The sequence below is a fragment of the Halomonas icarae genome (assembly GCF_009901955.1).
GTDB lineage: Bacteria > Pseudomonadota > Gammaproteobacteria > Pseudomonadales > Halomonadaceae > Halomonas > Halomonas icarae.
The window spans coordinates 2,078,321-2,104,976 of the sequence record NZ_WUTS01000001.1; the positions used below are offsets into that span (position 1 = coordinate 2,078,321).

The window sequence follows — 26,656 nt, forward strand, 5'->3', positions numbered from 1 at the left end:
CTGCTTCGCCACGACACTCCTGACAGATCGATATCATTCCAGCGAGGAGGCCCATGACAGGGACCACGAGCGAAGCGAGACCCACCGAGACACGGGACGCACAGAGAGAATGCCTGGCCGAGGCGCTGGTCAGGCAGGGCTATCGGGAGGCGATACGTGAGCTGCGACCGATGGCCGATACCGGGCTGGCCCATCACCACGTCTGGCTCATTCGTGACGGCGACGACTGGGTGGCACGACTCCCCAAGCAGAGCCAGCTGGGCCTTGCGGCAGGCGCCAACCTGGACTATCAGGCCGCCTGCTTCGAACGCGCCGGCCCCTCCGGCCACACGCCATCCCTGCAGGGCGTGCTCACCCCATCGACAACGCTGCCTCGAGGCGGCCTGCTGGTGGATGCCGTACACGGGCGGCCGGCTCGACTGCCCGACGACCTGCCGGCGATCGCCGAGGCACTCGCCGCCCTGCATGGGCTGCCGTTGCCGCCCGCCGAAGCACGAGCCCCGCTGCTGGCACCGGCCGATCCCTGGGCCGCCATGCGCGACGAGGTGACGACCCAGGCCGAGTTCCTCGACCAGGCTGGACTGTCTGCCGAGGTGGTGACGATGGTGCGAGAGGAGCTGGGCTCCCTGCCGAGTGAACTTGAACGCGGCGAGGCGTCGAGACCCCGGCTGATCAGCTTCGACGCGCACCCGGGCAACTTCCTGATCAATGCCGAGGGTCGCGCCGTGCTGGTCGACCTGGAGAAGTGCCGCTACGGGCTCCCCGGCTTCGACCTGGCCCACGCCAGCCTCTATACCTCCACCACCTGGGACCCCAACAGCCATGCCGTGCTCGGCACCGGCGAACTGGCCGATTTCCACCACCGCTGGATGAGCCGTACCGGCATCGGCGAGCTCGATACCCTGCTCACCTGCCGCCGTGCCATGTGGCTATGGTCGCTGACCTGGTGCGCCAAATGGCGTGCCAGTCATGATCGCACCCGAGACGCCGGGGCCCGCGGCGAGGACTGGTCTGCCGAGCTCAGCGATGACGCGCTGATCGCCCATGTGCGCGACAGGGTCAACCACTACCTCTCCCCCGCCGTCATCGACCATGTCCGGCGCGAGTTCGACGCGCTGTCCACTGCCCTCTCGCACGCTCTGGAACAGGATGCCTGACCATGCTCCAATATCGCCCCGCCCGCCTGACCACCGCGCTGACCTGCGTTTCTCTCGGCCTGCTCGGCCTGGCGTCGGCCACACCGCTGGCGGCCAGCCCCAATCTCGATGACTGGCAGGCCGTGCGCGAGCAGGCTCGTGGCCAGACGGTCTACTGGAACGCCTGGGGCGGCGACACACGCACCAATGGCTATATCGCCTGGGTCGCCGAGCGGATGGCCGAGGACCACGGCGTCGAGGTCGTGCACGTCAAGCTGGATGACACCAGCACCGCAGTCTCACGGGTCATCGCGGAGAAGGCGGCGAACAATCTGGGCGATGGCAGCATCGATCTGATCTGGCTCAACGGCGAGAATTTCGCCGCCATGCGCGAGCACGAGCTGCTGTATGGCCCCTTCACCGAGGCGCTGCCCAACTTCGCCCTGACGCGCCCCACAGACAACCCCGAGGTGATCACCGACTTCACCCTGCCCACCGAGGGCTTCGAGTCACCCTGGGGCAAGGCGCAGATCACCTTTTACTATGACAGCCATGAGCTTCGCGGGGATAGCGACGAGCTCCGCGGAGACAGCCAGGAGGTGGAGAATCCCCCTGGCAGCATCGAGGCGCTGCTCGACTGGAGCCGCGCCAACCCCGGGCGCTTCAGCTACCCACGCATTCCCGACTTCACCGGCAGCACCTTTCTCAAGCAGGCGCTGATCGCCCTGGCCGACGATCGCCAGCCTCTCTATGCGCCGGTGGAGGAGAGCGACTTCGCCACGATTACCGCCCCGCTATGGGACTACCTGGATGCCCTGCACCCGCATCTGTGGCGGGGCGGGCGACAGTTCCCCAACTCGGGGCCGGAACTGCGCAGCCTGATGGGGGCCGGCGAACTCTCCCTGGCGTTTACCTTCTACCCCTCGGAACCGGCCGCCGCGGTCGCCGACTTCGAACTGCCCGCCAGCACCCGCAGCTATGTGCTCAACGACGGCACCCTGGGGAACGTCCACTTCGTGGCGATTCCCTTCAACTCGCCAAACAAGGCGGGTGCCCTGGTGCTTGCCGACTTCCTGCTTTCTCCCGAGGCCCAGGCCCACAAGCAGGATCTCGCCGTCTGGGGCGATCGCACGGTGCTCGACGTGGCCCACCTGGACGACGCCACCCGCCGACGGTTCACCATCGATGCGGACAGTCCCGCCATGCTCCCCCCCGAGGCCCTGTCGAGGACCCTGCCCGAGCCCCACCCCAGCTGGATGACGGCCCTGCAGGAGGCGTGGCAAGCGCGTTACGTCGCACAGTGAGGCAACCCACACAGGAATTCGGGAGGCAGCGGACGCCATGCTGCTGCGCCTGATGCCAACGGTGGTGCTCGCCTTGCTGGCCGGGCCCATCCTGGCCGGGGTGGCGATGGTGCTGCTACCGGCCTTCGGCCATCTGCCCGCACTGGGCGGCGAGACGTTCAGCCTGGCCCCCTGGCGCGAGTTGCTGGACCAGCCGGGGCTGGCACGCTCGGTGAGCATCAGCCTGGCCAGCGGCCTGATCACCACCGCCCTATCACTGGCCGCGGTGCTGCTGTTCCTGGCCGCGGCCGCCGACACCCGGCTCGACCGCTGGCTGCACCGCGCGGTGTCACCGCTGCTGGCGCTGCCCCATGCCGCGGCGGCCTTCGGCCTGGCGTTCCTGGTCGCTCCCTCGGGGCTGCTGGCGCGGCTGTTCTCGCCGGGGCTGACCGGCTGGGAGCGGCCGCCGGACCTGCTGATCGTTCAGGATCCCTGGGGCCTCGGCCTGATGGCCGGCCTGGTCATCAAGGAGATCCCCTTCCTGATGCTGATGAGCCTGGCGGCTCTCCCCCAGCTCGACGCCCCAAGACGAGTGGCCCTGGCCCGCTCACTGGGCTATCGGCCCACCATCGCCTGGCTAAAGGGAGTCGCCCCGGCGCTCTACCCGCTGATTCGCCTGCCGGTCTACGCGGTGATCGCCTTCGCCAGCTCCGTGGTGGATGTCGCGATGATCCTGGGGCCGACCCTGCCACCGACACTGGCCGTCTCGATTCTCGAGTGGTTCCACGACCCCGACCTGGAGAAACGCTTCCTGGCCTCGGCCGGCGCCGTGCTTCAACTGGGGGTCACGCTTACGGCTCTGCTTGTCTGGTGGGGGCTGGAGTGCCTGGCAAGGCGACTGGGCCGAGGCTGGGTGGTGAACGGCCGGCGACGCGGCGGCGAGCACTGGCTAAGCCTCACCGGCCGCGGTTTTCTGGTCATCACCACGCTCACCGCCGGGCTGGGGCTAGGTGGCCTGGCGCTCTACTCCGTCGCCGGCTTCTGGCGCTTTCCCGAGACCCTGCCGACCACATTGACCCTGGGGCACTGGCAGACCGCGCTTCCCTTGCTGGGCGGCCCCGTGACCAATACCCTGATCATCGCGGCAAGCGCCACCCTGCTCGCCATGCTGCTGACCCTGGCGACACTGGAGAGTGAACAACGTAGCGGCCGGCGCATCGCCGGCCTGAGCCTGCTCTATCTGCCGCTGATCGTGCCCCAGATCGCCTTCCTGTTTGGCCTGGTGGTGCTGATGGAGACCCTGGGAATCCGCGCCCGGCTGGCCCTGGTGATCCTTGCGCACCTGCTGTTCGTGTTGCCATATACCTTCCTGTCGATGGCCGAGAGCTATCGCTGCTTCGATCCGCGCTGGACGCGGCTCGCCCTGACCCTGGGCCACTCCCCCAACGCCATCTTCTGGCGGGTGAGACTGCCCATGCTGCTGGCGTCACTGCTGACCGCCGCCGCGGTGGGCATGGCGGTCAGCATCGGGCAGTATCTGCCCACCCTGCTGCTGGGTGCCGGACGCATTGCCACCGTCACCACCGAGGCGGTATCCCTGGCCAGCGGCGGCAACCGTCGCGTGATCGGCGTCTGGGCACTGGTTCAGGCCGCACTGCCGCTGCTGGGTTTCATCATCGCCATGGGCCTGCCCCGGCTGCTGTGGTCAAACCGTCGTGGCATGCAAGGAGCACCTTGAAGATGACATCCCACACCCTGATCCTCGACGAAGTGCGGCTCGCCCTGGGGGGGCGGACGCTGATGGAGATCGATGCCGTCATCGGCCCCGGCGAGGTGCTGACCGTGATGGGCCCCTCGGGCGCCGGCAAGTCGACGCTGCTGGCCATGATCGCCGGATTCCTCGATCCCGCCTTCGAGGCTCGGGGGCGGGTATGGCTGGGGGCGCGCGAGATCACCGCCCTGCCCGCCGAGACCCGCGGCATCGGCCTGCTGTTCCAGGACCCCCTGCTGTTTCCTCATCTCACGGTGGCTGGCAACCTGCGCTTCGGCATGCCCCGTGGAGTAAAACACAGGACCGCTTGCATCGAGCAGGCTCTGGATGAGGTGGGCCTCGCGGGCTTCGGCCCCCGTGACCCGGCCACCCTCTCCGGTGGCCAGCAGGCGCGCATCGCGCTGCTGCGCCTGCTGCTCTCCGAGCCGGCCGCGGCGCTGCTCGACGAGCCCTTCTCGAGGCTCGACCGCCAGCTGCGTCACGAGGTGCGCCAGCTGGTCTTCGACCGGCTGCGACGCGCCGGCCTACCCAGCCTGTTGGTGACCCACGACCACGAGGATGCCGAGAACGCCGGCGGGCCGGTGATCACTCTCGGCTGACTGGCTTGCCCTCCGGCTGTGGCTTCGGCCGGCGGAAGGGTTGGGTAAGCATATGGCCCAGGCGCAGTTCGCGGGGGTCCCGGAAGACTTCGAGGCCGATCGTCATGCCCAGGTGCCCCTCCTCAGGCTGAGCGCGATAGGTACCGAACAGGCGGTCCCACCAGGAGAGGTTGAAGCTGAAGTTGCTGTCGGTCTCATGTTGACGCCAGGAGTGGTGAACCCGATGCATGTCGGGCGTCACCACCAGCCAGCGCAGCCAACGGTCAAGCCGCAGCGATAGGCGCACATTGGCGTGGTTGAACAGCGAGCTGGCGTTGAGGATCACCTCGAAGAGCAGCACCGCCACCGCCGGCGCCCCCAGCGCCAGCACCGCCACGCCCTTGAGCAGCATCGAGATCAGGATCTCCAGAGGGTGAAAGCGTAGACCCGTGGTGACATCGATCTCCGGGTCGGCGTGGTGCATCCGGTGCAATCGCCATAGCCAGGGTACGGCGTGGAAGAGGCGATGCTGGACATAGATGACGACATCCAGGGCCAGCACACAGAGCGGCACCGACAGCCACCAGGGCACCCCCAGCCAGGGCATCACTCCCCAGCCATGGGGCGCGATGGCCAGCGCCACGCCCACCGCCGCCAACGGAAAGACCAGACGCAGCGCCAGGGTGTCGACCACCACAATCAGCAGGTTGGCGGGCCAGCGACGCCGCCGGGACACTCGCTGCTGGCGACGCGAGGCCACCAGCTCCCAGCTGGCCATCGCCATCAACACGCCGGCGAAGGCCACCAACCGCAGCCAGGGCTCATGTTGCAGCAGGCCCTCAGGCATCAAGCGACTCCTTGCATCGACCATTGACCGGTTCGCGTTCTCCGCGCCGCCAGGCAAAGTAGCGCGCCAGCCACCCCAGCAGGCGCTCCGGTTTATGGGCATGCTTCCACACCCCGGCGGTGGCCTTCACCGCTTCACTGCGGGTGGGGTACGGGTGGATGGTGGAGAGCAGACGGTTGAGGCCGATCCCGCGGGTCATCGCCAGGGTGAAGGTCGCCAGCATCTCTCCGGCCTCGGCACCGACGATGGTAGCCCCCAGGATGCGGTCGCTACCGGGGCGAGTCAGCACCTTGACGAACCCCCGGGCCTCATCTTCGGCCAGGGCGCGATCCAGCTCACCCAGCGAATAGCGGGTTACCTCGACATCGAGGCTCCTGGCGCTAGCCTCGCGCTCATTGAGCCCGACCCGCGCGATCTCCGGTGAGGTAAAGGTGACCGCCGGCAACGCCTGGTAGCTGACCCGAAAGCGCCTGACCTCTCCGAACAGGGCATTGACGCTGGCGTGCCAGGCCTGATGGGCACCGGCATGCGTCAGCTGGTAAGGCCCCACCACATCGCCACAGGCCCAGACATTCGGCAGCACGCTACGCAGCGTCTCGTCCACCTCCAGGGTGCCGTTCTGCCGGGTATCGACTCCCAGCGCCTCGAGGCCCATGCCGCTCACATTGGCTTCGCGGCCCACGGCCACCAGCAGATGGGTTAGAGGCTGACGTGAGATGTTGCCATCAGTATCGGCCACCTCGAGGGCATGACTCTCGCCGTCGGCGACGAGGCGCAGCGCCCGGTGCCCCAGCAGCAGCTGCACCCCCTCCTCCTCCATGGCGGCCTCAAGTTCCCTGGCCACCTCCGCATCCTCGCGGGGCAGGAGCTGATCGGCAGACTCCACCAGAGTCACCCGGCTGCCCAGCATGGCAAGACTCTGCCCCAGCTCACAGCCAATCGGGCCACCCCCCAGCACCACCAGGCGCTCGGGCAGCGTATCGAGCTGCCACAGATTATCGGATGTCAGCACCTTCACCGTCTCGATGCCGGGCAGCTCGGGCACCCGCGGTCGCGCACCACTGGCGATGATCACATGTCGTGTGGTCAGGGTACGCTCCCCCTCGGGCGTCTCCACCCTGACTTCCCAGGGGCTCGTCAGCCGCGCATCGCCCTCGAGCACATCCACACCCAGGCCACGATAACGCTCGGGACTGTCGTGGGGCTCGATGCTCTCGATGGCGCCCCGAACATGGGTCATCACCGCCGCAAAATCCACGCTGGGTTCCGCTACCCGGACGCCATAGCGCGCCGCTCGCCTTATCTCCCGGACCGAGCGTGCCGCGCGAATCAGCGCCTTGGAGGGCACGCAGCCGGTATTGAGGCAATCGCCCCCCATCCGCTCCCGCTCCACCAGGGTCACTCGAGCGCGCACGGCGGCGCCGATGTAACTGGCCACCAGCCCCGCCGCGCCCGCGCCGATCACCACGATGTCACGGTCGAACCTGCCCGGACGCCCGTAGCGATGGACCAGGGCACGGCGCCGAACCAGCGCCACCATGCCCCTGGCAAGCCAGGGAAAGAGTCCGATCAGCACGAAGGAGAGCAGCAACGAGGGTGACAGGATATCGCCCAGTGACTCCAGGTCGGCCAGCTCACTGCCGGCATTCACGAACACCACGGTGCCCGGCAGCATGCCCAGCTGACTGACCCAGTAGAAGGTGGTCAGCCGCATGCGCGTCAGGCCCACCACCAGGTTGATCACGAAGAAGGGAAACAGCGGAATCAAGCGCAGGGTAAAGAGGTAGAGGGCACCCTCGCGTCGAATACCGGCATTGATGCGCTCCAGCTGGTGGGCATAGCGCCGCTCCAGTGGTGCGCGCAGCAGGGTACGCGCGATCAGGGCCGCCAGGGTCGCCCCGATGGTACTGGCAAAGGAGACCAGCAGCAGCCCCCAGCCCAGGCCGAACAGGGTACCGCTGAGCACCGTCATCAGGGCCGCCCCCGGCAGGGAGAGCGCCGCCATCGCGACATAGAGAAGGAAGAAGCCACCGATCACCGTTACCGGCTCTCGCGACAGCCAGGCATGAAAGCGCGCCTGCTCGGCCTGCAGTACCTCCAGGGTCAGGTAATCATTGGCGCCGGAGAGAAAGAACGCCACCACCAGGACGACGATCAGCGCGAGCAACAGCAGTCGACGTGAACGCATCGGGCCTCCTCGGGCCTGAAAGGACAAGAGAATAAAGGAAAGGCGAGAAACAAAAACCTGAAATTGAGTCGTCGGTGGTACGGTATCCTTACGCTTCACTCCCATGAAGGCCATGGAGACGATGCCCAGTTCACCCCTGAGCCTGATCATTCCCGTGCTGAATGAGGCCGCAACGATCACGACCACCCTGCGCGGGCTTGCCCCCCTGCGCCAAGGTGGCACGGAGGTGATCGTGGTCGATGGCGGCAGCCGGGATGGGACCCCTGAACTGGCCCGGCCTCACTGCCAGGAGGTGATCGACGCCCCCGGCGGGCGAGCACGACAAATGAACCGCGGGGCAGAGGCGGCCTGTGGCGAGATCCTGCTCTTTCTGCATGCGGACACTCATCTGCCCGACAGTGCCGATCACCATATCCGCCAGGCACTCTCCCGGGAGCGCTGCTGGGGGAGGTTCGACATCCGCCTGGAGGGTAATAGCCGACTGCTGCCGATGGTGGCACGCGCCATGAACCTGCGCTCGCGACTGACCGGTATCGCTACCGGCGACCAGGCGCTGTTCATGACGCGTGCCGCCTTCGAGGCCGTAGGGGGCTTTCCCGACCAGCCACTGATGGAGGATATCGCCATCAGTCGTCGCCTCGGGCGACTCTCTCCCCCGGCCTGCCTGCACTCGAGAGTGACCAGTTCCGGTCGCCGCTGGGACAGTCAGGGCCCCTGGCGCACCATCTGGTTGATGTGGCGACTGCGCTGGCGATACTGGCGAGGAGCCCCACCCGAGACACTGGCCAGGGAGTATCGACATGTGCGCTGAAGGGGTAGCCGGCAGGGTCAGGCTCACCATCATGGCCAAGGCCCCGATTCCCGGAAGCGTCAAGACACGCCTGATGCCGGGCTGCGGTGCCGAAGAGGCCGCCCGGATCCATGCGGACCTGCTGCGCCACACCCTGGCCGTGGCCTGTGCGGCCCTGCCGGCGAAGCGGATCACGCTGTGGACGGCCCTCGAGCATGAGCACCCGCTGTTTCTCGAGCTGGCGACGAAACATGGCATCGCCCGGCATGCACAGAACGAAGGCGACCTGGGGGAGCGCATGCGATTCGCGCTGACGCCGGGGCCGGCGATGGTCATCGGCAGCGACTGCCCGACACTGACGCCCGAACTGCTGCACACCTGTACCCAGGCACTGGCGACTCACGACGCCGTCTGCCTGCCGGCAGAAGATGGGGGCTATGCACTGCTCGGCCTTCACGAGGTCCACCCCAGCCTTTTCACCGATATCGACTGGGGTAGCGAGCGCGTCATGACCCAGACCCGCCAGCGGCTGGATGCCCTGGGCTGGGGCCTGGCCTGCCCGGCCACCGTCTGGGACGTCGACCGCCCCGATGACCTGAGGCGCTGGCGACAGGCTTCCCGCAGCCGTTACACCACCTCACCTTCTCCATCGGATGACGCCCAGTGAAGCCGATGAGGGTCGAACCCTGCGCCGAGACCCGGCTTGATGATCTGGAAATAGGGCGACAGGTCGAAATCGCGAGGCGTAAACAGGCTGAAGTGTCGGCGGCGAAAGACGCGGCGACGACATTCGGCGCAGCGCTTCTCGTCCCTCAGCCACTCCTCGATGGGAAGAATGGGGTAGTTGATAAACTGGAACGCTTCGGCAAGCAGCGTCGAACAGATTGCACGGGTCGGGTCACCACTACCCAGTGCCAGCATCCCACGCCGCCAGGGGACGGGCACCGGTGGGAGCGGCATCAGGTAGCGTGCCAGGTCGAAGATATTACGCAGATCATAGCGATGACCGACACGCTGCGTTGCATGTTCGATCAGTTGCTGGATGTCGTTATCGGCGAGGCCAACGGGGCGGCAGATCCGCAAGGGATAGCCACTGAACTCATCGTACCCGACCAGACGGACCCCCTCGGCCAGATCCGCCTCGACGAAGGCGGTTCCGGGGTGGCCCCCGGCGCGTAGCGCCGCCTCGGAGCCGACAAACAAGGCCGCATGGGACCAGGAGGACTGGGTCAGGTACTTGATGACGGTGCTCAAGCGTGAAGACCCCTCGATCAGCAGGACATCGCCGGGAAGCAGGCAGCTCCATACCTCGCCAACCGTCGCCGACTGGGGCCGATGCCACGGCCTGGGCCTCGACAGCCAGCAACTAATGCGATAGCCACACCTCTCCAGGGCTTTCATCTCCCCCTCCACACCGGCCTCTATGGATCAGTATCGTCCAGTACGCTAGTTTTTTGTCGCTCGAGACAACGTAGGCTTACACTCATCGTGAAGGAGGCTTGCAAGCAGAGCGTGGTGCCGCCGATGAGAGTCTGGTGACGAAATCCTGTAATGGTTCCCACGGTTCGGCGACGAAAGGGGCGCACCAGGACTTCCTGCGCTGCTCTCCCCAGATACTGGAGACAACCCTTATGGAAGACCCGGCCGCGAGCGGGGGTGACAGGCTTGCCAAGCAACGATCGATACGCCTGGAACGCCTTTCATCGATCAGACCCAAGCTGGTCTCTTTCGCCAGGATGCATCTGCGCGACAATGCCATGGCAGAGGATGCCGTTCAGGAAGCCCTGATGGCGGCTATCGAGAAGGATGCCACCTTCGCGGGTCGTTCCGGCTATGACACCTGGGTGTTTGGAATATTGAAGTACAAGATTCTCGACATCATGCGCTACCAGAAGCGCCAGGGACGCCTGCAGCCTCTCGATGACGAGGAGAGTGATGAGGTCATCGATCGACAGTTTCGAAAAAACGGGCGCTGGGAAGCCCATTCTCGTCCGGCAAGTTGGGGGGATCCTGACGCCGTCATCGAAAGCCAGCACTTCTGGAGGGTGTTCGACGCCTGCATGATCGCACTGCCGGAAAACACTGCCCGGGTCTTCTCGCTGCGCGAGCTGATGGGGCTCTCTACCGAGGAGATCTGTGGGCTGCTCGAGATTCGAGAAAGCAACTGCTGGGTGATTCTGCACCGTGCACGGCTACGTCTACGCCAATGTATCGAGAAAGGCTGGTTGGAAGGAGAAACCGCATGATGATGTGCAAAGAGGCCTCTCGGCTGATGTCACTCAAGCACGAACGCAGCCTTACCTTTCAGGAAAGGATGTCGCTTCGGTTCCATCTGTCGATGTGCGGCGCCTGCAGGCAGTGTGACAGGCAGTTCAGGCTACTTCATGAGGCCTGCAGGGGCTACGGGATTGACCATGAGGTGGATCCGTAGACGACGGGCGCTGACGGCCCACCGGTGCCTCACTCCTCTGTCTTCACCGGCCTTCCGCCTGCGCCATCACCGGCATCGCCACGAGCATGCTCATTGCCGCCCCGATCAGATACTTTCTCATGGCACTTTTCTCCTGCAAATGAGTCCCCAGGCTGTCCGAGGCCCTCACGTATAACAGGAACACGTACGTATCGTTTCAGGCCTGTTATCTCGACAGCAATATGATATTAAACTCACATTGGAGGTGTGCGAAATCCTGACCCGTCACGATAGATCCATGAAACCTCTCACCTTCCGCAAGGCATCGCTCCCATGCAATACGCTTGGCGAGTCTTTATCCTCCATGGCCTGCCGGCGCCAATGACGCAGCGTGGAGGGATGCACACCGAAATCGGCGGGCAGTTTCAATCCGAGCTGCTGTGCCAAAACTCGAAGCAACGCCATATGGTGCACGGTGTGGCTGGTCAGAAAGGCCAACTCACGGGCCAGGCTGGTGGTCAACAAGAGAGCTTCACCCTCTTCATCGATCGGGTATTTCAACTGCAGTGGCGTGGAGGCGTGCTCGCCTAGCATGGTCAGCCTTGCACGAATCTGGCCCAGCCACTCTAGGGCCACGGCCGGTTCCTGCTCCAGCTCGGACTCCCGGACGCGCGCTTCATAGTCGATACAAGAGCCATCGATTCCCTCCAGCAGCGCCCGATAGTGATCCAGGATATGGCGTACATGACGCCCCAGGGTCTGCCGACCCTCGGCATCGAAGCCATGTCGATACGCTAGCGGAGTGATCTCCACCAGCAAGGTCTCCAGCTGGTGAAGGCTACAGCGATTCTCCTCGACCAGTCTATCGACTCTATCGACACAGTCTCGCAAGTGGGTCTCGTTCATGTGCCCTCCTCTCGGTTACCGAGGGATATCGATACCACGCCGGCCCGGAAGGCCGGCGCAGCGGTTGCTCGACATCAATAGGTGCCTTCCCCCTCGGCTTCTGCCTCTCCTTCCCCTTCGGCTTCCGCCTCTCCTTCCGCTTCAGCTTCCGCCTCTCCTTCGACTTCGGCCTCACCCTGCGCCTTATCCATGGCGTGCGCGCCAGCCTCGGCACCCGCTTCCGCACCGCCTTCGGCATGGGCCTCGGCAAGCATCAGCGGCGCCTCCTGGCCACTGGTATAGACGGCCTCATCGGGCTCTGCGGCCACCGCCTGCATGGCGGCACCGCTGGCAACCAGTGCCAGGGCAGGTGCCGCATGGCCCAACCGACGACCAAGCCGTGCGATCAGGGTCCGGCGTTGCTTATCAATCTCAGTCATGACATGACCTCCATCGTGGTTGCAGTAGCAGGCCAGCACTGCGCCTGCCATCGAGTGACGAAGCGTGTAAGTGACGCCTCGCCATGCTGGACCGCCAGGCGGCCCAACGACTCATGCCTCGATCGACGCCTTGCCGGCCGAGGTGACACCTGACTGGAGAAGCATGGCGAAAAGTCCTGAACCATCCTCGGAAAGGCACACTATTTGCCGCGACACCCCCTCGAGCCACGAATCGAGGCGTGCCATCAGGTCGGCCGAGGGCACGCCACCTTCACATGAGTGGCAACGCGGCAGCAGCGCCGCCAGGGCATCGAGTCGAGTCTGCGGCAGGAGCCCGGCGGAGGCGTCATCCTGGTTCGTTTTCAGCGTCACCAGGCGCAGCGACGTGGCCCCCTGTTCCGCGCTGCCATCATCCGACATCTTCCCGCGGCCGGTGAAGGGCAGCCCCAGGGGCTCGACATGCACGGTGTCGTCCTGCAATGTCAGCCTAACACCACGGCTCAGCGCCTCTCCCAACGAAGACGTCAGGGCCTCGCGACAGGACTCATCATCGACGGCCAGCAACATCATCTCCCCGGGCCGTGGCTGCCAACAGGCCACGTCAAGCACCGGCTCGCCGGAGCGTGCGGCCAGCCGCAGCAGCAGGGTGGAGAGCGCCGGCACCACCTCCGCCAGCGTCAGGCGACTCGACACCAGACGACTGCCCTCGGCCAGCGCATAGCCGGCGGGGGCCGCAAGCAGCGAGAGCCACGGCAGCTGCCCCGCCTCCTCCGGTGGCAGGGGTTCGAGCCCTGCACCGAACGCCTCGACCAGGCGCTGTTCGATCGCGGCATCGGCGATCCGCAGCGCCCAGGCTCGGCCATCATGGCGAAGCTTCACGGCAGCCGGCTCGGCATCAGCGGCAACCTCCGTCTGTGCCGTCTCGCTTCGAGCCGAGGGGGCCTGTACAACCGCCTCTGTCTGGCAGAGCAGCCCATCACGACACCACTCCCCCAGGGTTTGCCACACCTGGCGACGCAGTGCCATGGGCTCGGGCGGTTCGGTACTGGCGGACCGCAAGGCTTCGGCGATGGCATCGGGGTCAAGCCCCTCGGTCGCCAACAGCCAGATCAGCGCCGCGGCATCATTGGGACGATAGAGCCTTCCGGTGTCGGCGGCGTAAAGGGCCAGGCTGTCGGCCTCATGCAGCTCGATGACCCGGCGTCGAGCCAGGCGTGGACGGGGCATGGCACGCCCGACCAGCGCCTCGGCGAGCGTCATATCCGCCAGCGATGGCAGCGAAAAGAAAGGCAGGTAGCGCTCGGGGCTCGCCGAGGGCAGCAGTCGCTTGAAACCACCGGCGCGTGACGCCTCGGCACGGGCCTCGGCAAGCAGCGCCGAGGGTGAGTCAGTCTCCGGCTCCGGCGGAGCCTCACCGGCAATACCCACCAGCCGCAGCATGTCACGCACCAGCTCCCCCTTGATGCGCTCCTCGGCGATACCGCCATCCTCGGGCGCCGCGCAGGTGCCCAGCGACGGGCTCAGGTTGCACTCCAGTATCCACGGCTTGAGGTCATCATCGATCATGCAGTCGAGACCCAGCAGCTCGTAGCCGCCGCGCGGATCGGCACCCGCCTCGGCGGTGCGGCGGCGCAGGGCATCCACACCGGAGATGGCGGTCAGGGTTACCAGATCCCCGATCTTCGCGAAGAGGGCCTCGTCGTCGTGGCCCTGGTCACGCAGCCAGCCGCGATAACGCGCGAGATCGATAAACTCCACCGGCACCTCGACACGCGTGTTCAGGGCGTTGATATCGGGATTGGTGAGCTGGCTGTAGGGGTTGTCGGCGTCGTCGGGATCCCACGGTTCGGAAGCCAGCTTGGCGAACCCCTGATGGTAGAGATAGAGCCTCAACGGGGTCAGTGAGCTGATCAACACATAGAGACGCAGTACATACTTGTGCCCGCGGATGGTGTGGGGGCGATCCAGATACTCCTGGACCAGCCAGTTCGGGCTGGGAGGGGCCTCGGCGGCGTCACGCAGCACCCTCACCCCCTTGCCCTTGGAGGCATTGGTGGGCTTGAGAATCCAGCGTCTTTCCGGCTCCGCCAGGGCCGCCCGCTGCAGGGCATGATAGTCATGGGGCATTACCCAGGCGTGGGGAAAGAAGTTCAGGCGTGACAGCAGAGGATGCCCCTTGTTGTCACCCACGCCTTCACCGACTCTCGCCTTCATGCTGGAAAGGCTCTCATGCAGGCGACTCTTGACCGTCAAGGCGGCATTGCCGGGAAAGTGATTGAGCTTGCGGTGCGCCGACACCCGACGAAACTGACTCGGCGCCGGCATGCCGGTCACCCAACCCGCATCCCAGGTCGTCTCGTCGCCCTCCACCCATCCCTGGGTCTCGAGAGCTTCGCGAAAGAAGCGATCCTGCTCGGCGGCGCGCTGGCCACTCAACCAGAAGTGCCGGGTCGTGGAGTGCTGGGGCATGCTCGGGTCTCCTCTGCACCAGTCGGTAGTCCTGGATTGCTGCTGACTTGGTCGTGGCGAATTCACACTCCTTACAGGAATAGCAACACGATCGCTGGCTGTCGCCTTCGAGGGATGAGGTCTTCGCAAGAGAGTCGCCGTGCATCGGGTCGATATACCCATTGGGAATAGTAGTGTCGACAAGCATTCTTGGCGAAGGAGCGCCGGATCGTTGCAGCATGGAGGCAGCCCCTTTCCGACGACGAGGTACCCTCCATGTGGACTCGACTCCTGATCGCCGCCGGCACGCTGGCCATGGCCGGTCACGCCCATGCCCAGCTCCCCTCTCCCCTGGTCGACGCCGAATGGCTGAGCGACCAGCTGGACAACGATGACCTGGTGGTACTGGATGTTCGCTCCAGTATCGACAACGGTGGCGATCGCGCCTCCTTCGAGGAGGCCCGCATCCCGGGTAGCCGCTACTCCAACTACACCGACGCCGGCTGGCGCGAGAGTCGCGACGGCGTCGCGGGCCTGATGCCCGATATCGAAGCGCTCGAGACCCTGATCGGCGAGCTGGGCATCGACAATGACGACACCGTGGTCGTCGTCTCGGCCGGCACCGGGGCCACCGACTTCGGCAGTGCCGCACGGGTCTACTGGACCTTCAAGGCACTGGGCCACGATGAGGTAGCGGTACTCAACGGCGGCTTCGCCGGCTGGCAGGCCCAGAACTTCGAGGTCGCCAGCGGCACCCATGACGCCCCCGAGGCCACTACCTTCGAGGCCAGCCTGCAGGAGGCGCTCCTGGCGACCACCGAGGAGGTGGAAGCGGCCATCGAGGCCGGCGAGGCGCTGGTGGATGCCCGCCCGGAGGACTTCTACACCGGCAAGACCCAATCACCGGCGGCACGTGCCCCCGGCACGATTCCCGGCGCCGTGAATCTGCCTCACCACGCCGCCCTGATCGAGCGTGATGGCGCCTACTACCTCGACCCCGCGCGCCTCATGGCCAACATCGAGGCACTCGGCCTGGACCCGGAGGCCCCCACCGTGGCCTTCTGCAACACCGGCCACTGGGCCGCCAGCGGCTGGTTCCAGCTCAGCGAGGTCGGCGGTCTGGAACAGGTGGCCATGTATGATGGCTCCATGGCCGAGTGGACTCAGGACGATGCACGCCCGCTGCAGTTGGCCGAGCGCGGCACCATTACCGTTGGCGAGGCGCTCGACTGACCCACCACCCTCGACACTACCTCGACACTATCGCGACACTATCGCGACACTATCGCGAGGGTATCCACTACTCCCTCTAGGCCCCGCCGCAGGTCTCCGCCGCGGGGCCGCTGCGCATCCACGTTCAGGCGAGGCGTTCGGCCAGGGTCTCCAGGTCACCGACGGTCAGGTCCGGATCGATGCCCCAGGGATCGAACGGGGCCTCGGCGCTGCGCCGCACCCAGGCCGCATGCAGGCCGGCATGACGAGCACCGATCACGTCGAAGGGGTTGCTGGAGATCAGCCAGGTGTCACTCGGCTCACTCTCGAGTCGATGGCGGAGGTGGGCATAGACCGCCGGGTCCGGCTTGAAACGCTTGACCTCATCCACGCTGATTACCGCCTCGAAGTGGTCGCGGATACCGGCCTTCGCCAGCAGTCCCTCCACCGCCTGAGTGGTGCCATTGGAGAAGGCCACGCAGGTAACGCCCGCCTCGCCGAGGCGACGCAAGGCGCCGGCGACATCGGCGAAGGCCGGAAGCTGGGCATAGACCTGCATCAGGTGGTCACGATCCGCCTCGGAGAGCCCCGCCTGCAGGGAGCGGTCGGTGAATACCAGGGCTTCCTCGGTACACTGACTGAAGGGCACATAGCCCCCCATCAGCCCGCGACGAAAGCTGTACTCCAGCTGCTTCTCCCGCCAGCGGCGCGAAAACTCCGGAGCCAGCGCCGCCTTGCCCAGCGCGCCGAGGCGTTGCTCCAGCTCGGTGGCGACGCCGTGGGTGTCGATCAAGGTGCCGTAGACATCGAAGGCGAGGACCTGTGCCATGGAAAGCGCTCCTTCTGTACGAATCGGTCCTCCCGAGGGTGTGCCAGCACAGCGGGCAAGGCAAGCGCCATTTAATGCACTGCCATCAACGACGTCGCCGCGGGACGGGCCCGCGGCGACGAGGTGGCCCTCACGGGGCCGGGCAGTTCACATGACCGATCAGGCAACCGGTGCCGTCAGCGCCTTGAGCGCGCCCTCACGCACCAGCTCATCGGTGACCCGATCAACCGCCCGGCGGGTGCGCGCGACGATCTCATCGACCTGATCACGGGTGGCGATCAGCGGCGGAGCAAAGCCGAGAATGTCACCCTGCGGCATGGCACGGGCGATCAGGTTCTCCTCGAGGGCGGCGGCGGAGATACGCGCCCCCACCTTCAAGCCCGGGTCGAAGTGCTCTCGCTTCTCTGGATTGGCGGAGAACTCCAGCGCCGCCAGCATGCCGACGCCACGCACATCGCCGACGATGGGGTGATCGCCGAAGGCATCTGCCATGGCCCGCTGCAGGTAGGCACCGGTCTCGGCGGCATTCTCGGTCAGCTTCTCGCGCGCGATGATCTCGAGGTTGGCCAGCGCCGCGGCACAGCCCAGGGCATGACCGGAGTAGGTCCAGCCATGGCCGATCGGGCCGTACTCGCCGGTGCCCTGCTCCAGCACCTGCCACACACGATCCCCGACGATCACCCCGGAGAGCGGCTGGTAGGCGCTGGTCAGGCCCTTGGCCACGGTCATCAGGTCCGGCTTGATGGCGTAGTGATGGCTGCCGAAGTCGGCACCGATGCGACCGAAGCCACACACCACCTCGTCGGCGATCAGCAGGATATCGTAGCGGTTCAGTACCGCCTGGATCGCCTCCCAGTAGCCTTCCGGCGGCGGCACGATGCCACCGGTCCCGAGTACCGGCTCGCCGATAAAGGCCGCCACGGTATCGGGCCCCTCGGCCAGGATCATCTCCTCGAGCCTGGCCGCGCAGTGGGCCGAGAACTCGCGCTCGCTCATGCCCTGCTGCTCGGCACCGCGATGATAGTAGTAAGGCGCCTCGGTATGCAGGATACCCTCGAGCGGCAGGTCGAACTGGTCGTGAAACGCCTTGAGGCCGGTCAGCGAACCCGTGGCCAGGCCCGAACCGTGATAGCCCCGCTGGCGAGAGATCACCTTCTTCTTCTGCGGACGTCCCAGCACGTTGTTGTAGTAACGCACGATCTTGAGCTGGGTCTCGTTGGCATCGCTGCCACCCAGGCCGTAATAGACCTTGGACATGCCGGGCCCGGCGAGCTCGATGATCTTCTCGGAGAGCGCGATCTGCGGCTCGTTCGAGTGCCCTACATAGGTGTGATAGTAGGAGAGCTCCAGAGCCTGCTGGTAGATCGCCTCGGCCACCTCGGTGCGTCCATAGCCGATATTGACACAGTAGAGTCCGGCGAAGCCGTCGATGAATTCACGTCCATCCTTGTCGCGGATGGTGATGCCCTGTCCACCGGTGATCACACGGCCCGGTGCATTGCCATGGGCGAAGTCGCGCAGGTGAGAGGAGGCGTGGAAGGTCACCTTGCGGTCGCGGTCGATCAGGTCCTGGTGCTGCTGGTTCATTGCATTCTCTCTCGTTGGAAGACTCCCCGGCGCCCCGCCAGGGAGGATGTTTATCGATTTCAACTACAGGAACTTGGAAGCTAGCTCCCTGACACGGAGCCCAGGGCGCCGAGGCAGTAGTACTTGGTATCGAGATACTCATCGATGCCTGTCACACCGCCTTCACGACCCAGGCCCGACTGCTTGATGCCGCCGAAGGGCACCGGCGGGCCGGTCATCTTCACCGAGTTCACCGCGACCATGCCGTACTCCAGGGCGCGCATCAATTTCCAGATACGGCGAATATCGTAGGTATAGAGATAAGCCGCCAGGCCATACTCGGTGTCGTTGGCCATCTCGATCACCTGGTCGTCATCCTCATAGGCAGTGATCCCGGCCACCGGCGCGAAGGTCTCTTCATTCCAGACTTTCATGTCGCGGGTCACCCCGGTGAGCAGTACCGGCATGAAGAAGTTCTCCCCCGGCGCCTCCTGCTGGTCGCCGGCCACCAGGGTGGCGCCCTTGGCCAGGGCATCCTCGACGATGCCGGCGGCTTTCTCGACGGCCTGCCGATGGATCAGCGGCCCCAGGTCCACCTCACTATCCAGGCCATTGCCTACGGTCAGTGCCGCCATGCGCTCGGCGAAGTGCTCGACGAACTCATCATGAATCGACTCATGGACCAGGATGCGATCGGCGGCGAGGCAGTCCTGGCCGGCGGTCTGAAACTTGGCCGCCACCGCGGCGAGGGCCGCCTCCCGTGGGTCCATGTCGGGCCCGACGATAAAGGGCGCATTGCCCCCCAGCTCAAGGGACACCCGCTTGACGGTATTGGCGCTCTGTTCGAGCAGCAGACGGCCGACCCGGGTGGAGCCGGTGAAGGAGACCGCCTTGACGCGCTCCTCCGCACACAGGATCTTCGAGACCTCGGCGGGCTCGCCCAGCACCACATTGAAGACACCGGCCGGGATACCGGCGCGCTCGGCCAGCTCCGCCAGCGCCAGCGCCGAGTACGGCGTCTCACCGGCGGGCTTGACGATTACCGTGCAACCGGCCGCCAGTGCAGCGGCGGCCTTGCGAGTGATCATCGCCAGCGGAAAGTTCCACGGCGTGATCAGTGCGGCGATGCCCACCGGCTCCTTGATGGTGCCCAGGGCCGCATTGGGAATATGGCTCGGGATCGTCTCGCCGAAGGTACGCTTGCCCTCTTCGGCAAACCAGCGCACGAAGCTCGCTCCATACTCCACCTCGCCACGGGCATCGGGCAACGGCTTGCCCTGCTCCAGGGTCATGATGGTCGCCAGATCCTCACGATTGGCCTGCAGCAGGTCATACCACGCCAGCAGGCGCTCGCAGCGCTCATCGACACGCAGGGCACGCCAGTGTGCAAAGGCTGCCTCGGCAGCATCCACCGCCATACAGATCTGGTCTGCCTCGAGCCAGGGAATATGACCGATGACCTCGCCGGTGGCGGGATCCTGAACCACTTCCTCGCGGCCCCCATTGCCGTGGGTCCACCTGCCATCGACATAGGCGTACTGACGGAACAGACGCGGATCCTCGAGCATGGTGGATAACGACCCGGACAGCTTCATGTTCATGCGACACCTCCCCTGACTCACCGGCGTGGATGGCACCGGCGATATTACGAAGTCCGGCGCGGCTCTGGGCGCCGAAAAAAGTCCGGCGCTAGGCACCGAAACAGTATTGAAACGAGCGAGCCGCCCGGTTGCATTCGGTGCGGCTCGATGGAGTCATGATAAAGGAGAGTACAGAACGGGAGTTTTCGTTAACCGGCGAGAAAGATAAGAGTTTTTTTGTCTTTGACCAGGAAGATGGCCTTTTTTCTGTCGCCCCGGGATTCAGCCTGGCGACGGATTGCTCAAGGCCTCTTCGGTGAATACCAGCAGCCCGAGCTCGGGCCGGTAACCATGAATCTCGGTCACATCCAGGGCCTGCAGGAAGTGGAGGATCTCCGCGCTGATCACCTGCCCAGGCACCAGCACCGGAAAACCCGGTGGATAGGGAATCACGAAGCTCGCCGAGACCACGTCGCGGCCATCATGCATCTGGGCCTGCAACTCGCCGTTGTCGAAGCGCAGGTACTCGGTATTCTCATCATCGTAGCTCAGGAAGTAGGCGCGACGAATATCACCCTCCGGCGTGTGGTTATCAGCCGCCGGCCGGAAGGCATTGTGGAAGCGACTGAAGTCCGGCAGGGGCGGTAGCTCACAGGTCAGCGAGTGGACACGGTTCTCGATGATCTTGCGCTCGGGTCGACTACTCTCCTCCCAACGGTACTCGAACTCCTTGGCCAGTTTGATCAGGACATCAAGCAGATAGGCAATAGCTCCCCTCGAGGTGCCGATATTGGTCATGAACAGCACGGTATTGCGCGAAGTCTTGTTGATCTGTATGCCGTACTTGTTCATCAGGTATTCGTTCTTGAAGGTGTCGCCGTCGATGCCCGTGGCGCCGATGGCGATGGTGATACGGCTGGGATCGACCACAAACTCATCGTTGGCCCAGGCCTCCTCCATCTTGTTCCAGCCGGTGGCCGGATCATAGAAGGTCTCTACGCCCGACTCGCGGTACTCCAGCGGCACCATGTCCCTGTTGATCAGCACTCGGAAGTATTTCTGCAGTAGCGGATGCGTATAGAGCTGTTCGCGCAGTGACAGCGCTGCCTCGACCTGGGCATGTACCAGCTCGAATCCTTCCATCTCGGCCTGCATGCGACCCACATCCAGCGAGGCGATGATCTGGTAGTTCGGAGAAGTCGAGGTATGGGTCATGTAGGCCTCGTGGAACGGTGCCTCGACCTTCTGTCGATAGTCCTGATCCCAGACATGAATCATCGAGCCCTGACGCAGTGACGTCAGGGTCTTGTGGGTGGAGTGGGTGGCATAGGCGCGGATGCGCACCGCATCGGGGTCGGGCTTCAGGCGCCGCTCGAGCCAGGTGGCATCGTCGTCGGGATCGAGGCCATCGAACTCGGCCTTCCAGGCGTCATACTCCTCGCGATAGGCGGCGCTGCGGTAGCGATCACGCAGGGTGCGGGCGGCGTGCATGGCCGTGCGCGGCCGATAGGTCGGGTTGAAGCCGGCGAAGGCGAACCAGGCCTCGTCCCACAGGAAGACCAGGTCAGGCTTGATCGCCAGGCACTCCTCCATCACCCGCCGCACGTTGTAGACCACGCCGTCGAAGGTGCAGTTGGTGAGCAGCAGCATCTTGACCTTGTCGAGCTGGCCCGAGCGCTTGTAGCCGAGTAACGTCTTCTTTATCTCGTGCAGCGGCACGGCTCCATACATCGAGTAATCGTTGAGGGGATAGGAGTCGAGGTAGCTGACGTGAGCACCGGCCAGCACCATGCCGTAGTGATGCGACTTGTGGCAGTCGCGATCGATCAGCACGATGTCCCGAGGCTTGACCAGCGCCTGGACCACGATCTTGTTGGCGGTGGAGGTACCATTGGTGACGAAGAAGGTCTGGCGTGCTCCGAAGGCCCTGGCGGCGTATTCCTGGGCCTTCTTGATCGGCCCGTAGGGCTGCAGCAGGGAGTCGAGCCCACCGGAGGTTGCCGAGGTCTCGGCGAGGAAGATGTTGATGCCGTAGAAGTCGATCATCTGCCCGGCCCAGTGCGAGCGGGTGACCGACTTGCCCCTGGAGATGGGCATGGCATGGAAGACCCCGGTCGGCTTCTTGCTGTACTCGCGCAGGGCGTCGAAGAAGGGCGTGCGGTAGCGATTGTCGATGGCCCGCAGGATGGTATGGTGCTGCTCGATGTAGTCCGTCTCACGGTAGAAGATCCGATTGAAGTGACGGATGTCGCGACTGGCCGTGGCCTCAACATCGCCGCTGGTGACCAGAAACTGATCGATCTCGGGACGCAGCTCGTGGATCATCGAGCTGAGCAGGATGCTGCGTTCGGCCTCGGACTGCTGCTCCAGAGACTGCTCGGAGAGCCCTTCGAGATAGCTGCGCAGGGCGCTAAGGTTGTACTTCGACTTGTAGGGAAACTCGTAGCGGATCAGGCAGGCCTGGATGTTGGGATTGACCAGCACCGCGATCAGCGCATCCTCGAAGCTTCTTACCGTGACCACGTCATAGACGAAGCGATCCTCGGGGCGACGCATGCTGTGGAAGGCCTCACGGACCACCTCCTCCTCCGGGGCCGAGAGGTTGTCGACGATCAGCAGCTCGAAGTAGGGTTGGGCCGAGCTGTTGGAGGCGGGGTGGCCACGCCGCAGCTGCGCCAGGGCATCCAGAGTCTCAAGCTCCTCGGCGTCGGCATCGGTCTCGGAGAGGTCGACATGACGGCGCCGATAGGACTCACTGATCAGTGCCCGCACCAGGCGCTTGACCACCTTCTCCAGAAGCCCGTACTCCTCGCGGTCGAACAGCGCCCAGAGGTGACGAAAGTCCTCCTTGGAAGGAAAGGCATGGTAGTCCTCGATGATCTCGAGCCGCGTCAACTTGACGTCTATCGCCTTGATCAGGTTCTTGGCCCGACCCTCGTCATTCAGGCGCACCAGCATACCCAGGTCGCGCTTCAGCGCATTCCAGGTATCGGCACGCAGCTGGGAAATCTTGTGGTAGAAGCCCAGAGCCGTGTAGGGCGTCTCGGTTTGCGTCAACTCTTGCATGGCAACACCCATCCATGTTCGTTGTTATTGTCACGCGGCGCTGCGACGAAGCGACGAAGCGACGGGTAACGGGCCGGGATCAGCCGGCATACAAGCCTCGCGCACCATAGCGCACGGTGATTCGCTCCTCGGGGAAGTGGTCGAAGCCCAGCTCGAGGGTCAGGCCGGGCCAGTGAAACTGCGCGCGCCCCGTCATGGGTCGATAGATAGCGGTATAGACGGTCCCCAGGCCGCGGCGATAGTCATGGCGGAACAGCGGCGGTGATGCGAAGGCAGCGATCAGCCGATCCTCGGTGGTAGCCTCGTCGGCCACCAGGATCGACAGCTGGCGCTCACGGATCAATGTCTCCGAGGCCAGGGCGTGGGCGTACCATTCGATCTTCTTCTGGTGATTGGTCGCCACCGGCACCCGCCGGATGCTGGCAGGGCGGTCCGGGCCGATCATCGCCGTGACGTAACGACCGGCGGCGTCGGCCACGGTGATGTTGTAGGCCATGTGGGTGGGAATGCGCGCCAGTACGTCGGACGCCTCGGGTACGCTATCGCAGAACTCCAACAGGTAGCGAAGGATGATCGGCGCGCCGAAGCCCTGGCCCACGGCCTTGCTGCCGCCGAAGGCCAGCGACACGGCGAGTCCCCGATCATTCATGCCGTCCAGCACACCCCACAGGCAGTCGGACATGGCGATTACCCTCCGCGCGTTCCAGCGGGTGTAGAGGATGGTTCCTTCACAGAGCTCCGGGGGATAGTCGTAATTGCGCGCCAGCAGCGTCGACGCGGGGCTCGCCAGCACCGCCTGAGAGCAGCCGGTGATGTACGGCGGCGGCTGGTAAAGACTCAGAAAGCGCGCGGCGAGATCACCACCACCGGCCAGCTCACAGAGCATGCGATAGGTATCGAGAAGCTCTGGCATGTACTTTCGCAGCGCGTTGTAACAGGCGAGGTAGCCAGGCCGCTCACGCTCCCCTTCGCTCAGGTACCACTGCTCGTAAGCCGGCCAGTGGTGGCCAAACAGCGCCTGCCAACGAGGGCCTGCCGTCTCCTCGCGTACGGTCCGAAAATCGAGCATCTTGTTCATGTCGCCCGACAGCGCCTCCCGCGACGAAGGGGAACCGATCCCAGTATTCACAGGATCTTGAAGTTGCCGCCGCCGACGGCATGGCTGACGGCCACCTCCTCCACCACCGGATCCTGCAGCGACTGCCCGGCGTACTCACCATGGATACCGTCGATCCAAGCCTTGGCGCGTTCAGTAAGCTGGAAGTCGTCATCCATCAGGCGTCCACGGGTGATCAGGATGCCGAGGTCTGCGCCCTCGTAGCGGAAATCCCCCGCTCCACTGATGCGCAGGAAGAAGCCCTCACTTTCATCTTCGGCGGCGTGGGGGTGATAGTTGTAGTGGTCATAGTCAATGCTGCCGTCACTGGCCATTTTCCAGACCCCGGTGCGTGGCGCCCGGGTCAGCAGATCGACGCTTTCGTCGGTGTGCTTGATGACCAGCTGGCTCCAGCTGTCCACGCTTTCGGGATGCGCCCAGCGCTCGTTGATCTCGTTGATATCGAGATCGAAATCGACGTCGGAGAACTCCAGCAGGTGGAACAGGAACAGCGGGATATCGGAGTGAGCGAAAGCCGCCACATTGGTCAGCGAGCTGGCGCCGGTGACACGTGGGTTGAGCTCACCGAGATAGACCTCGCCGTTGTCCATGTCGATCAGGAAGTCGAGCTCGAAGTAGCCGCGATACCCCTCCTCGCGCAGCGCCTCTCCGAACTGGAAAGTGTACTCCCGGGCCTTGTCGCGTACCGACTGATCGAAGGCGCCGGCGAACATCTCGTTGCCACACCAGCCGCCCTTGTAGGGCGTCAGCGTCTTGAAGCCAACCAGCTCGGTCATCAGTGGGCCGACCACGGTGCCGCAGCGGGTGGCACAGGCCTCGATGGCCGAGCCACGACAGTTGATGCGCTTCATGATCTTGACCTCGGACTCGGCCTCGATCTCCTCGGCGTGCTTGTAGTAGTCGTCTTCGTTGGTGATGAAGAAGGTAGTGTGACCGGAGTCGCCGAAGGCGGTCTGCACCACCAGGTCGTCGCCGAGCTCCCGGCTCACCTCGCAGAGCTCCTGGTAGCTGCCCACCCGGGCCAGCACGTTGGGCACGCTGGGCACGCCAGCCTTGTTGCCGATGCGCACGGTCTCGATCTTGTTGTCCATGCGCGAGCGCAGCTGGGCCGGCGGGAACGCCACCTTGAGGCCGAGCTGCTCGCAGATCTCTTCGGTGTGCTCGTCGAACATCAGGAAAGCCGCTACGCCGGCATTCTCCCCCTGGGCACGGGACTGGATGAAGTCGATGACCTCCTTGTGCTCGAGGAGGTAGTTGTTGATGTCCTCGATGCTCTCGAAGTCGCGTGGGAACTTCTCCTTGGGCACGAAGACGTTACGCTGCTGGCCCTCAAAACAGTCGATGTAGTTGATATGGCGAAAGTTGCCCACCCAGTCGCCAACCCCCAGCAAGTTGAAGTTGGTGGCCGAAATGAAGTAGATCGGTTCCTTGTTATTGAGGAAGTGGCGGCGTACGTCGGCAATAGTTGTTATTTTGCTCATCGTGATCGCTCCATCGTTGTGGGGAAGGCGTGGGATTAATACTCCTCGATATCGGCTCGCACCGGCTTGGCCAGCGGGCCCAGGGTGTCGAGGTACGGGCTAGAACCAGTCTCACTACGATACAGTGAGAAGTCGACCGTACGGTCACGGAAACTCTTCAACGGTTGGCCCAGGCCACGCAGTCCGGTCTCACGCTCGCGACGCACTCGGCTGATGTCGACTTCGATGGGCATGACTTCCTCACCGGTGCCCGCCTGATGAATGACGTCGCCGGAAGGTCCCACCACGATGGAGCGGCCGTTGCCGAGGACGCCGGCACCATTGATATCGAAGAAGTAGCACTGGTTGACCGCCGCATTGGTGCGGGCGATGGACAGCTCGATGTCACGATCGATGGTATCGGTCATGGTCGGATGCAGGATGACTTCGGCCCCCATGGCAGCCAGCGTGCGGGTGGTCTCGGGGAACCACATGTCGTAGCAGATCGAGACTCCGAAGCGAGCCACGTTGGGCACATCGAAGGTCACGAACTCGGCGCCGCTCTCGACGCCCGCCTCGTAGGGACGGAAGGGAAACATCTTGCGAAAGCGCGCCACTACCTGGCCGTGGGGGTTGATCACCGAGAGGGTGTTGAAGATGCCATTTTCGGTCTGCTCAAACATCGAGCCAGGAATCAGCCAGATACGATGCTGCTCGGCGACCTGGCAGAACAACGCCTCGGCCGCGCTAGGCATCGGTTGCGCATGGTGCGGCGACGCCCCCAAGGGCATCAGCTCGCTGAAGAGAACCATCTGTACCTGCGGAAAGCGGCTCATCAGCATGTCAATCCGGTGGCGCATGGCCTCGGTATTGTCACCATGGTGCAGGGCATGCATCTGTACCCCTGCGATCGTGAAATAGGTCATAAGATCTCTCTGCTTCAGGCGATTTTGATCACTTCCGGGGCATATTCAAACACGTACTGGCACCGTCGGTGGCATGCCGGCAGAATCGCCCGGCCGAGTGAGCTCTGCTCACCCTTCTGGTAGC

22 protein-coding genes are annotated in these 26,656 nt (G+C 64.6%); 9 read left to right on the forward strand and 13 right to left on the reverse strand.

The features are described 5' to 3' along the window. Positions 1 to 53 precede the first annotated feature (53 nt). From GRB80_RS09540 to GRB80_RS09555, 4 genes are read left to right on the forward strand one after another with little or no spacing between them, the layout of a single operon-like run. A complete protein-coding gene (locus tag GRB80_RS09540) occupies positions 54 to 1,157 on the forward strand; it encodes a phosphotransferase family protein (protein WP_161423418.1) in 1,104 nt (367 codons plus the stop codon). A 2-nt stretch (positions 1,158 to 1,159) separates the two neighbouring features. Beyond that, positions 1,160 to 2,440 (forward strand): ABC transporter substrate-binding protein, encoded by a 1,281-nt coding sequence (locus tag GRB80_RS09545; RefSeq protein WP_161423419.1) that lies wholly within the window; start codon positions 1,160 to 1,162, stop codon positions 2,438 to 2,440. A gap of 37 nt (positions 2,441 to 2,477) precedes the next feature. Further along, the gene (locus GRB80_RS09550) at positions 2,478 to 4,157 is read left to right on the forward strand and encodes an ABC transporter permease (RefSeq protein ID WP_202597196.1); all 1,680 of its coding nucleotides are present in this window, start codon (positions 2,478 to 2,480) and stop codon (positions 4,155 to 4,157) included. Between the two features lie 2 nt (positions 4,158 to 4,159). After that, positions 4,160 to 4,789, forward strand: coding sequence for an ATP-binding cassette domain-containing protein (locus GRB80_RS09555; RefSeq protein WP_161423420.1), 630 nt, complete (start codon positions 4,160 to 4,162; stop codon positions 4,787 to 4,789). Here the strand turns inward: GRB80_RS09555 and GRB80_RS09560 are convergent. Together GRB80_RS09560 and GRB80_RS09565 are read right to left on the reverse strand one after the other, a co-directional pair. After that, positions 4,776 to 5,615, reverse strand: a complete 840-nt coding sequence (locus GRB80_RS09560) for a sterol desaturase family protein (protein WP_161423421.1) — start codon at positions 5,613 to 5,615, stop codon at positions 4,776 to 4,778. The genes GRB80_RS09555 and GRB80_RS09560 overlap by 14 nt on opposite strands. Continuing rightward, entirely contained in the window at positions 5,608 to 7,803 is a 2,196-nt protein-coding gene (locus GRB80_RS09565) for an FAD-dependent oxidoreductase (protein WP_161423422.1), read from the reverse strand. Before GRB80_RS09565 ends, GRB80_RS09560 begins: the two co-directional genes overlap by 8 nt. Positions 7,804 to 7,924: 121 nt before the next feature. Here GRB80_RS09565 and GRB80_RS09570 point away from each other — a divergent pair, with 121 nt between their 5' ends. Further along, entirely contained in the window at positions 7,925 to 8,614 is a 690-nt protein-coding gene (locus GRB80_RS09570) for a TIGR04283 family arsenosugar biosynthesis glycosyltransferase (protein WP_237561955.1), read from the forward strand. Between the two features lie 31 nt (positions 8,615 to 8,645). After that, positions 8,646 to 9,260: a TIGR04282 family arsenosugar biosynthesis glycosyltransferase gene (locus tag GRB80_RS09575; RefSeq protein ID WP_237561956.1), complete on the forward strand. Its 615-nt coding sequence runs from the start codon at positions 8,646 to 8,648 to the stop codon at positions 9,258 to 9,260. Here GRB80_RS09575 and GRB80_RS09580 read toward each other — a convergent pair. After that, positions 9,221 to 9,994, reverse strand: a complete 774-nt coding sequence (locus tag GRB80_RS09580; RefSeq protein WP_161423425.1) for a C40 family peptidase — start codon at positions 9,992 to 9,994, stop codon at positions 9,221 to 9,223. The genes GRB80_RS09575 and GRB80_RS09580 overlap by 40 nt on opposite strands. A gap of 230 nt (positions 9,995 to 10,224) precedes the next feature. On the opposite strand from GRB80_RS09580, the gene GRB80_RS09585 reads away from it, so the two are divergent. Beyond that, complete coding sequence (locus GRB80_RS09585) at positions 10,225 to 10,839, forward strand: sigma-70 family RNA polymerase sigma factor (RefSeq protein WP_132042977.1); 615 nt, start codon at positions 10,225 to 10,227, stop codon at positions 10,837 to 10,839. Between the two features lie 2 nt (positions 10,840 to 10,841). Next, positions 10,842 to 11,024 carry a zf-HC2 domain-containing protein gene (locus GRB80_RS09590; RefSeq protein ID WP_272922936.1) on the forward strand — a complete coding sequence of 61 codons (183 nt, stop codon included), beginning with the start codon at positions 10,842 to 10,844 and terminating at the stop codon, positions 11,022 to 11,024. Positions 11,025 to 11,288: 264 nt separating this feature from the next. Here the strand turns inward: GRB80_RS09590 and GRB80_RS09595 are convergent, their stop codons facing one another. The 3 genes from GRB80_RS09595 to GRB80_RS09605 form a co-directional block, all read right to left on the reverse strand. Beyond that, positions 11,289 to 11,909 carry a DinB family protein gene (locus GRB80_RS09595; protein ID WP_161423426.1) on the reverse strand — a complete coding sequence of 207 codons (621 nt, stop codon included), beginning with the start codon at positions 11,907 to 11,909 and terminating at the stop codon, positions 11,289 to 11,291. A gap of 74 nt (positions 11,910 to 11,983) precedes the next feature. Continuing rightward, positions 11,984 to 12,328 (reverse strand): hypothetical protein, encoded by a 345-nt coding sequence (locus GRB80_RS09600; protein ID WP_132042971.1) that lies wholly within the window; start codon positions 12,326 to 12,328, stop codon positions 11,984 to 11,986. A gap of 111 nt (positions 12,329 to 12,439) precedes the next feature. Further along, positions 12,440 to 14,797 carry an amylase gene (locus GRB80_RS09605; protein ID WP_161423427.1) on the reverse strand — a complete coding sequence of 786 codons (2,358 nt, stop codon included), beginning with the start codon at positions 14,795 to 14,797 and terminating at the stop codon, positions 12,440 to 12,442. A 255-nt stretch (positions 14,798 to 15,052) separates the two neighbouring features. Here GRB80_RS09605 and GRB80_RS09610 point away from each other — a divergent pair, with 255 nt between their 5' ends. After that, a complete protein-coding gene (locus GRB80_RS09610; RefSeq protein ID WP_237561957.1) occupies positions 15,053 to 16,009 on the forward strand; it encodes a sulfurtransferase in 957 nt (318 codons plus the stop codon). A 124-nt stretch (positions 16,010 to 16,133) separates the two neighbouring features. Here GRB80_RS09610 and GRB80_RS09615 read toward each other — a convergent pair whose 3' ends face one another. The 7 genes from GRB80_RS09615 to GRB80_RS09645 form a co-directional block, all read right to left on the reverse strand. Next, the gene (locus tag GRB80_RS09615; protein WP_132042967.1) at positions 16,134 to 16,817 is read right to left on the reverse strand and encodes a haloacid dehalogenase type II; all 684 of its coding nucleotides are present in this window, start codon (positions 16,815 to 16,817) and stop codon (positions 16,134 to 16,136) included. 159 nt (positions 16,818 to 16,976) lie between these two features. Beyond that, a complete protein-coding gene (locus GRB80_RS09620) occupies positions 16,977 to 18,404 on the reverse strand; it encodes an aspartate aminotransferase family protein (RefSeq protein WP_161423428.1) in 1,428 nt (475 codons plus the stop codon). An 80-nt stretch (positions 18,405 to 18,484) separates the two neighbouring features. Then, positions 18,485 to 19,984 (reverse strand): NAD-dependent succinate-semialdehyde dehydrogenase, encoded by a 1,500-nt coding sequence (locus GRB80_RS09625; protein WP_202597198.1) that lies wholly within the window; start codon positions 19,982 to 19,984, stop codon positions 18,485 to 18,487. A gap of 261 nt (positions 19,985 to 20,245) precedes the next feature. Next, complete coding sequence (locus GRB80_RS09630) at positions 20,246 to 23,029, reverse strand: aminotransferase class I/II-fold pyridoxal phosphate-dependent enzyme (protein WP_132042963.1); 2,784 nt, start codon at positions 23,027 to 23,029, stop codon at positions 20,246 to 20,248. A 79-nt stretch (positions 23,030 to 23,108) separates the two neighbouring features. Continuing rightward, positions 23,109 to 24,107, reverse strand: a complete 999-nt coding sequence (locus GRB80_RS09635; protein WP_237561958.1) for a C45 family autoproteolytic acyltransferase/hydrolase — start codon at positions 24,105 to 24,107, stop codon at positions 23,109 to 23,111. A 47-nt stretch (positions 24,108 to 24,154) separates the two neighbouring features. After that, on the reverse strand, positions 24,155 to 25,627 hold the full coding sequence (locus tag GRB80_RS09640; protein WP_161423429.1) for a biotin carboxylase: 1,473 nt from the start codon (positions 25,625 to 25,627) through the stop codon (positions 24,155 to 24,157). Positions 25,628 to 25,662: 35 nt separating this feature from the next. Continuing rightward, positions 25,663 to 26,532, reverse strand: a complete 870-nt coding sequence (locus tag GRB80_RS09645) for a carbon-nitrogen hydrolase family protein (protein ID WP_132042959.1) — start codon at positions 26,530 to 26,532, stop codon at positions 25,663 to 25,665. Between the last annotated feature and the right edge of the window lie 124 nt (positions 26,533 to 26,656).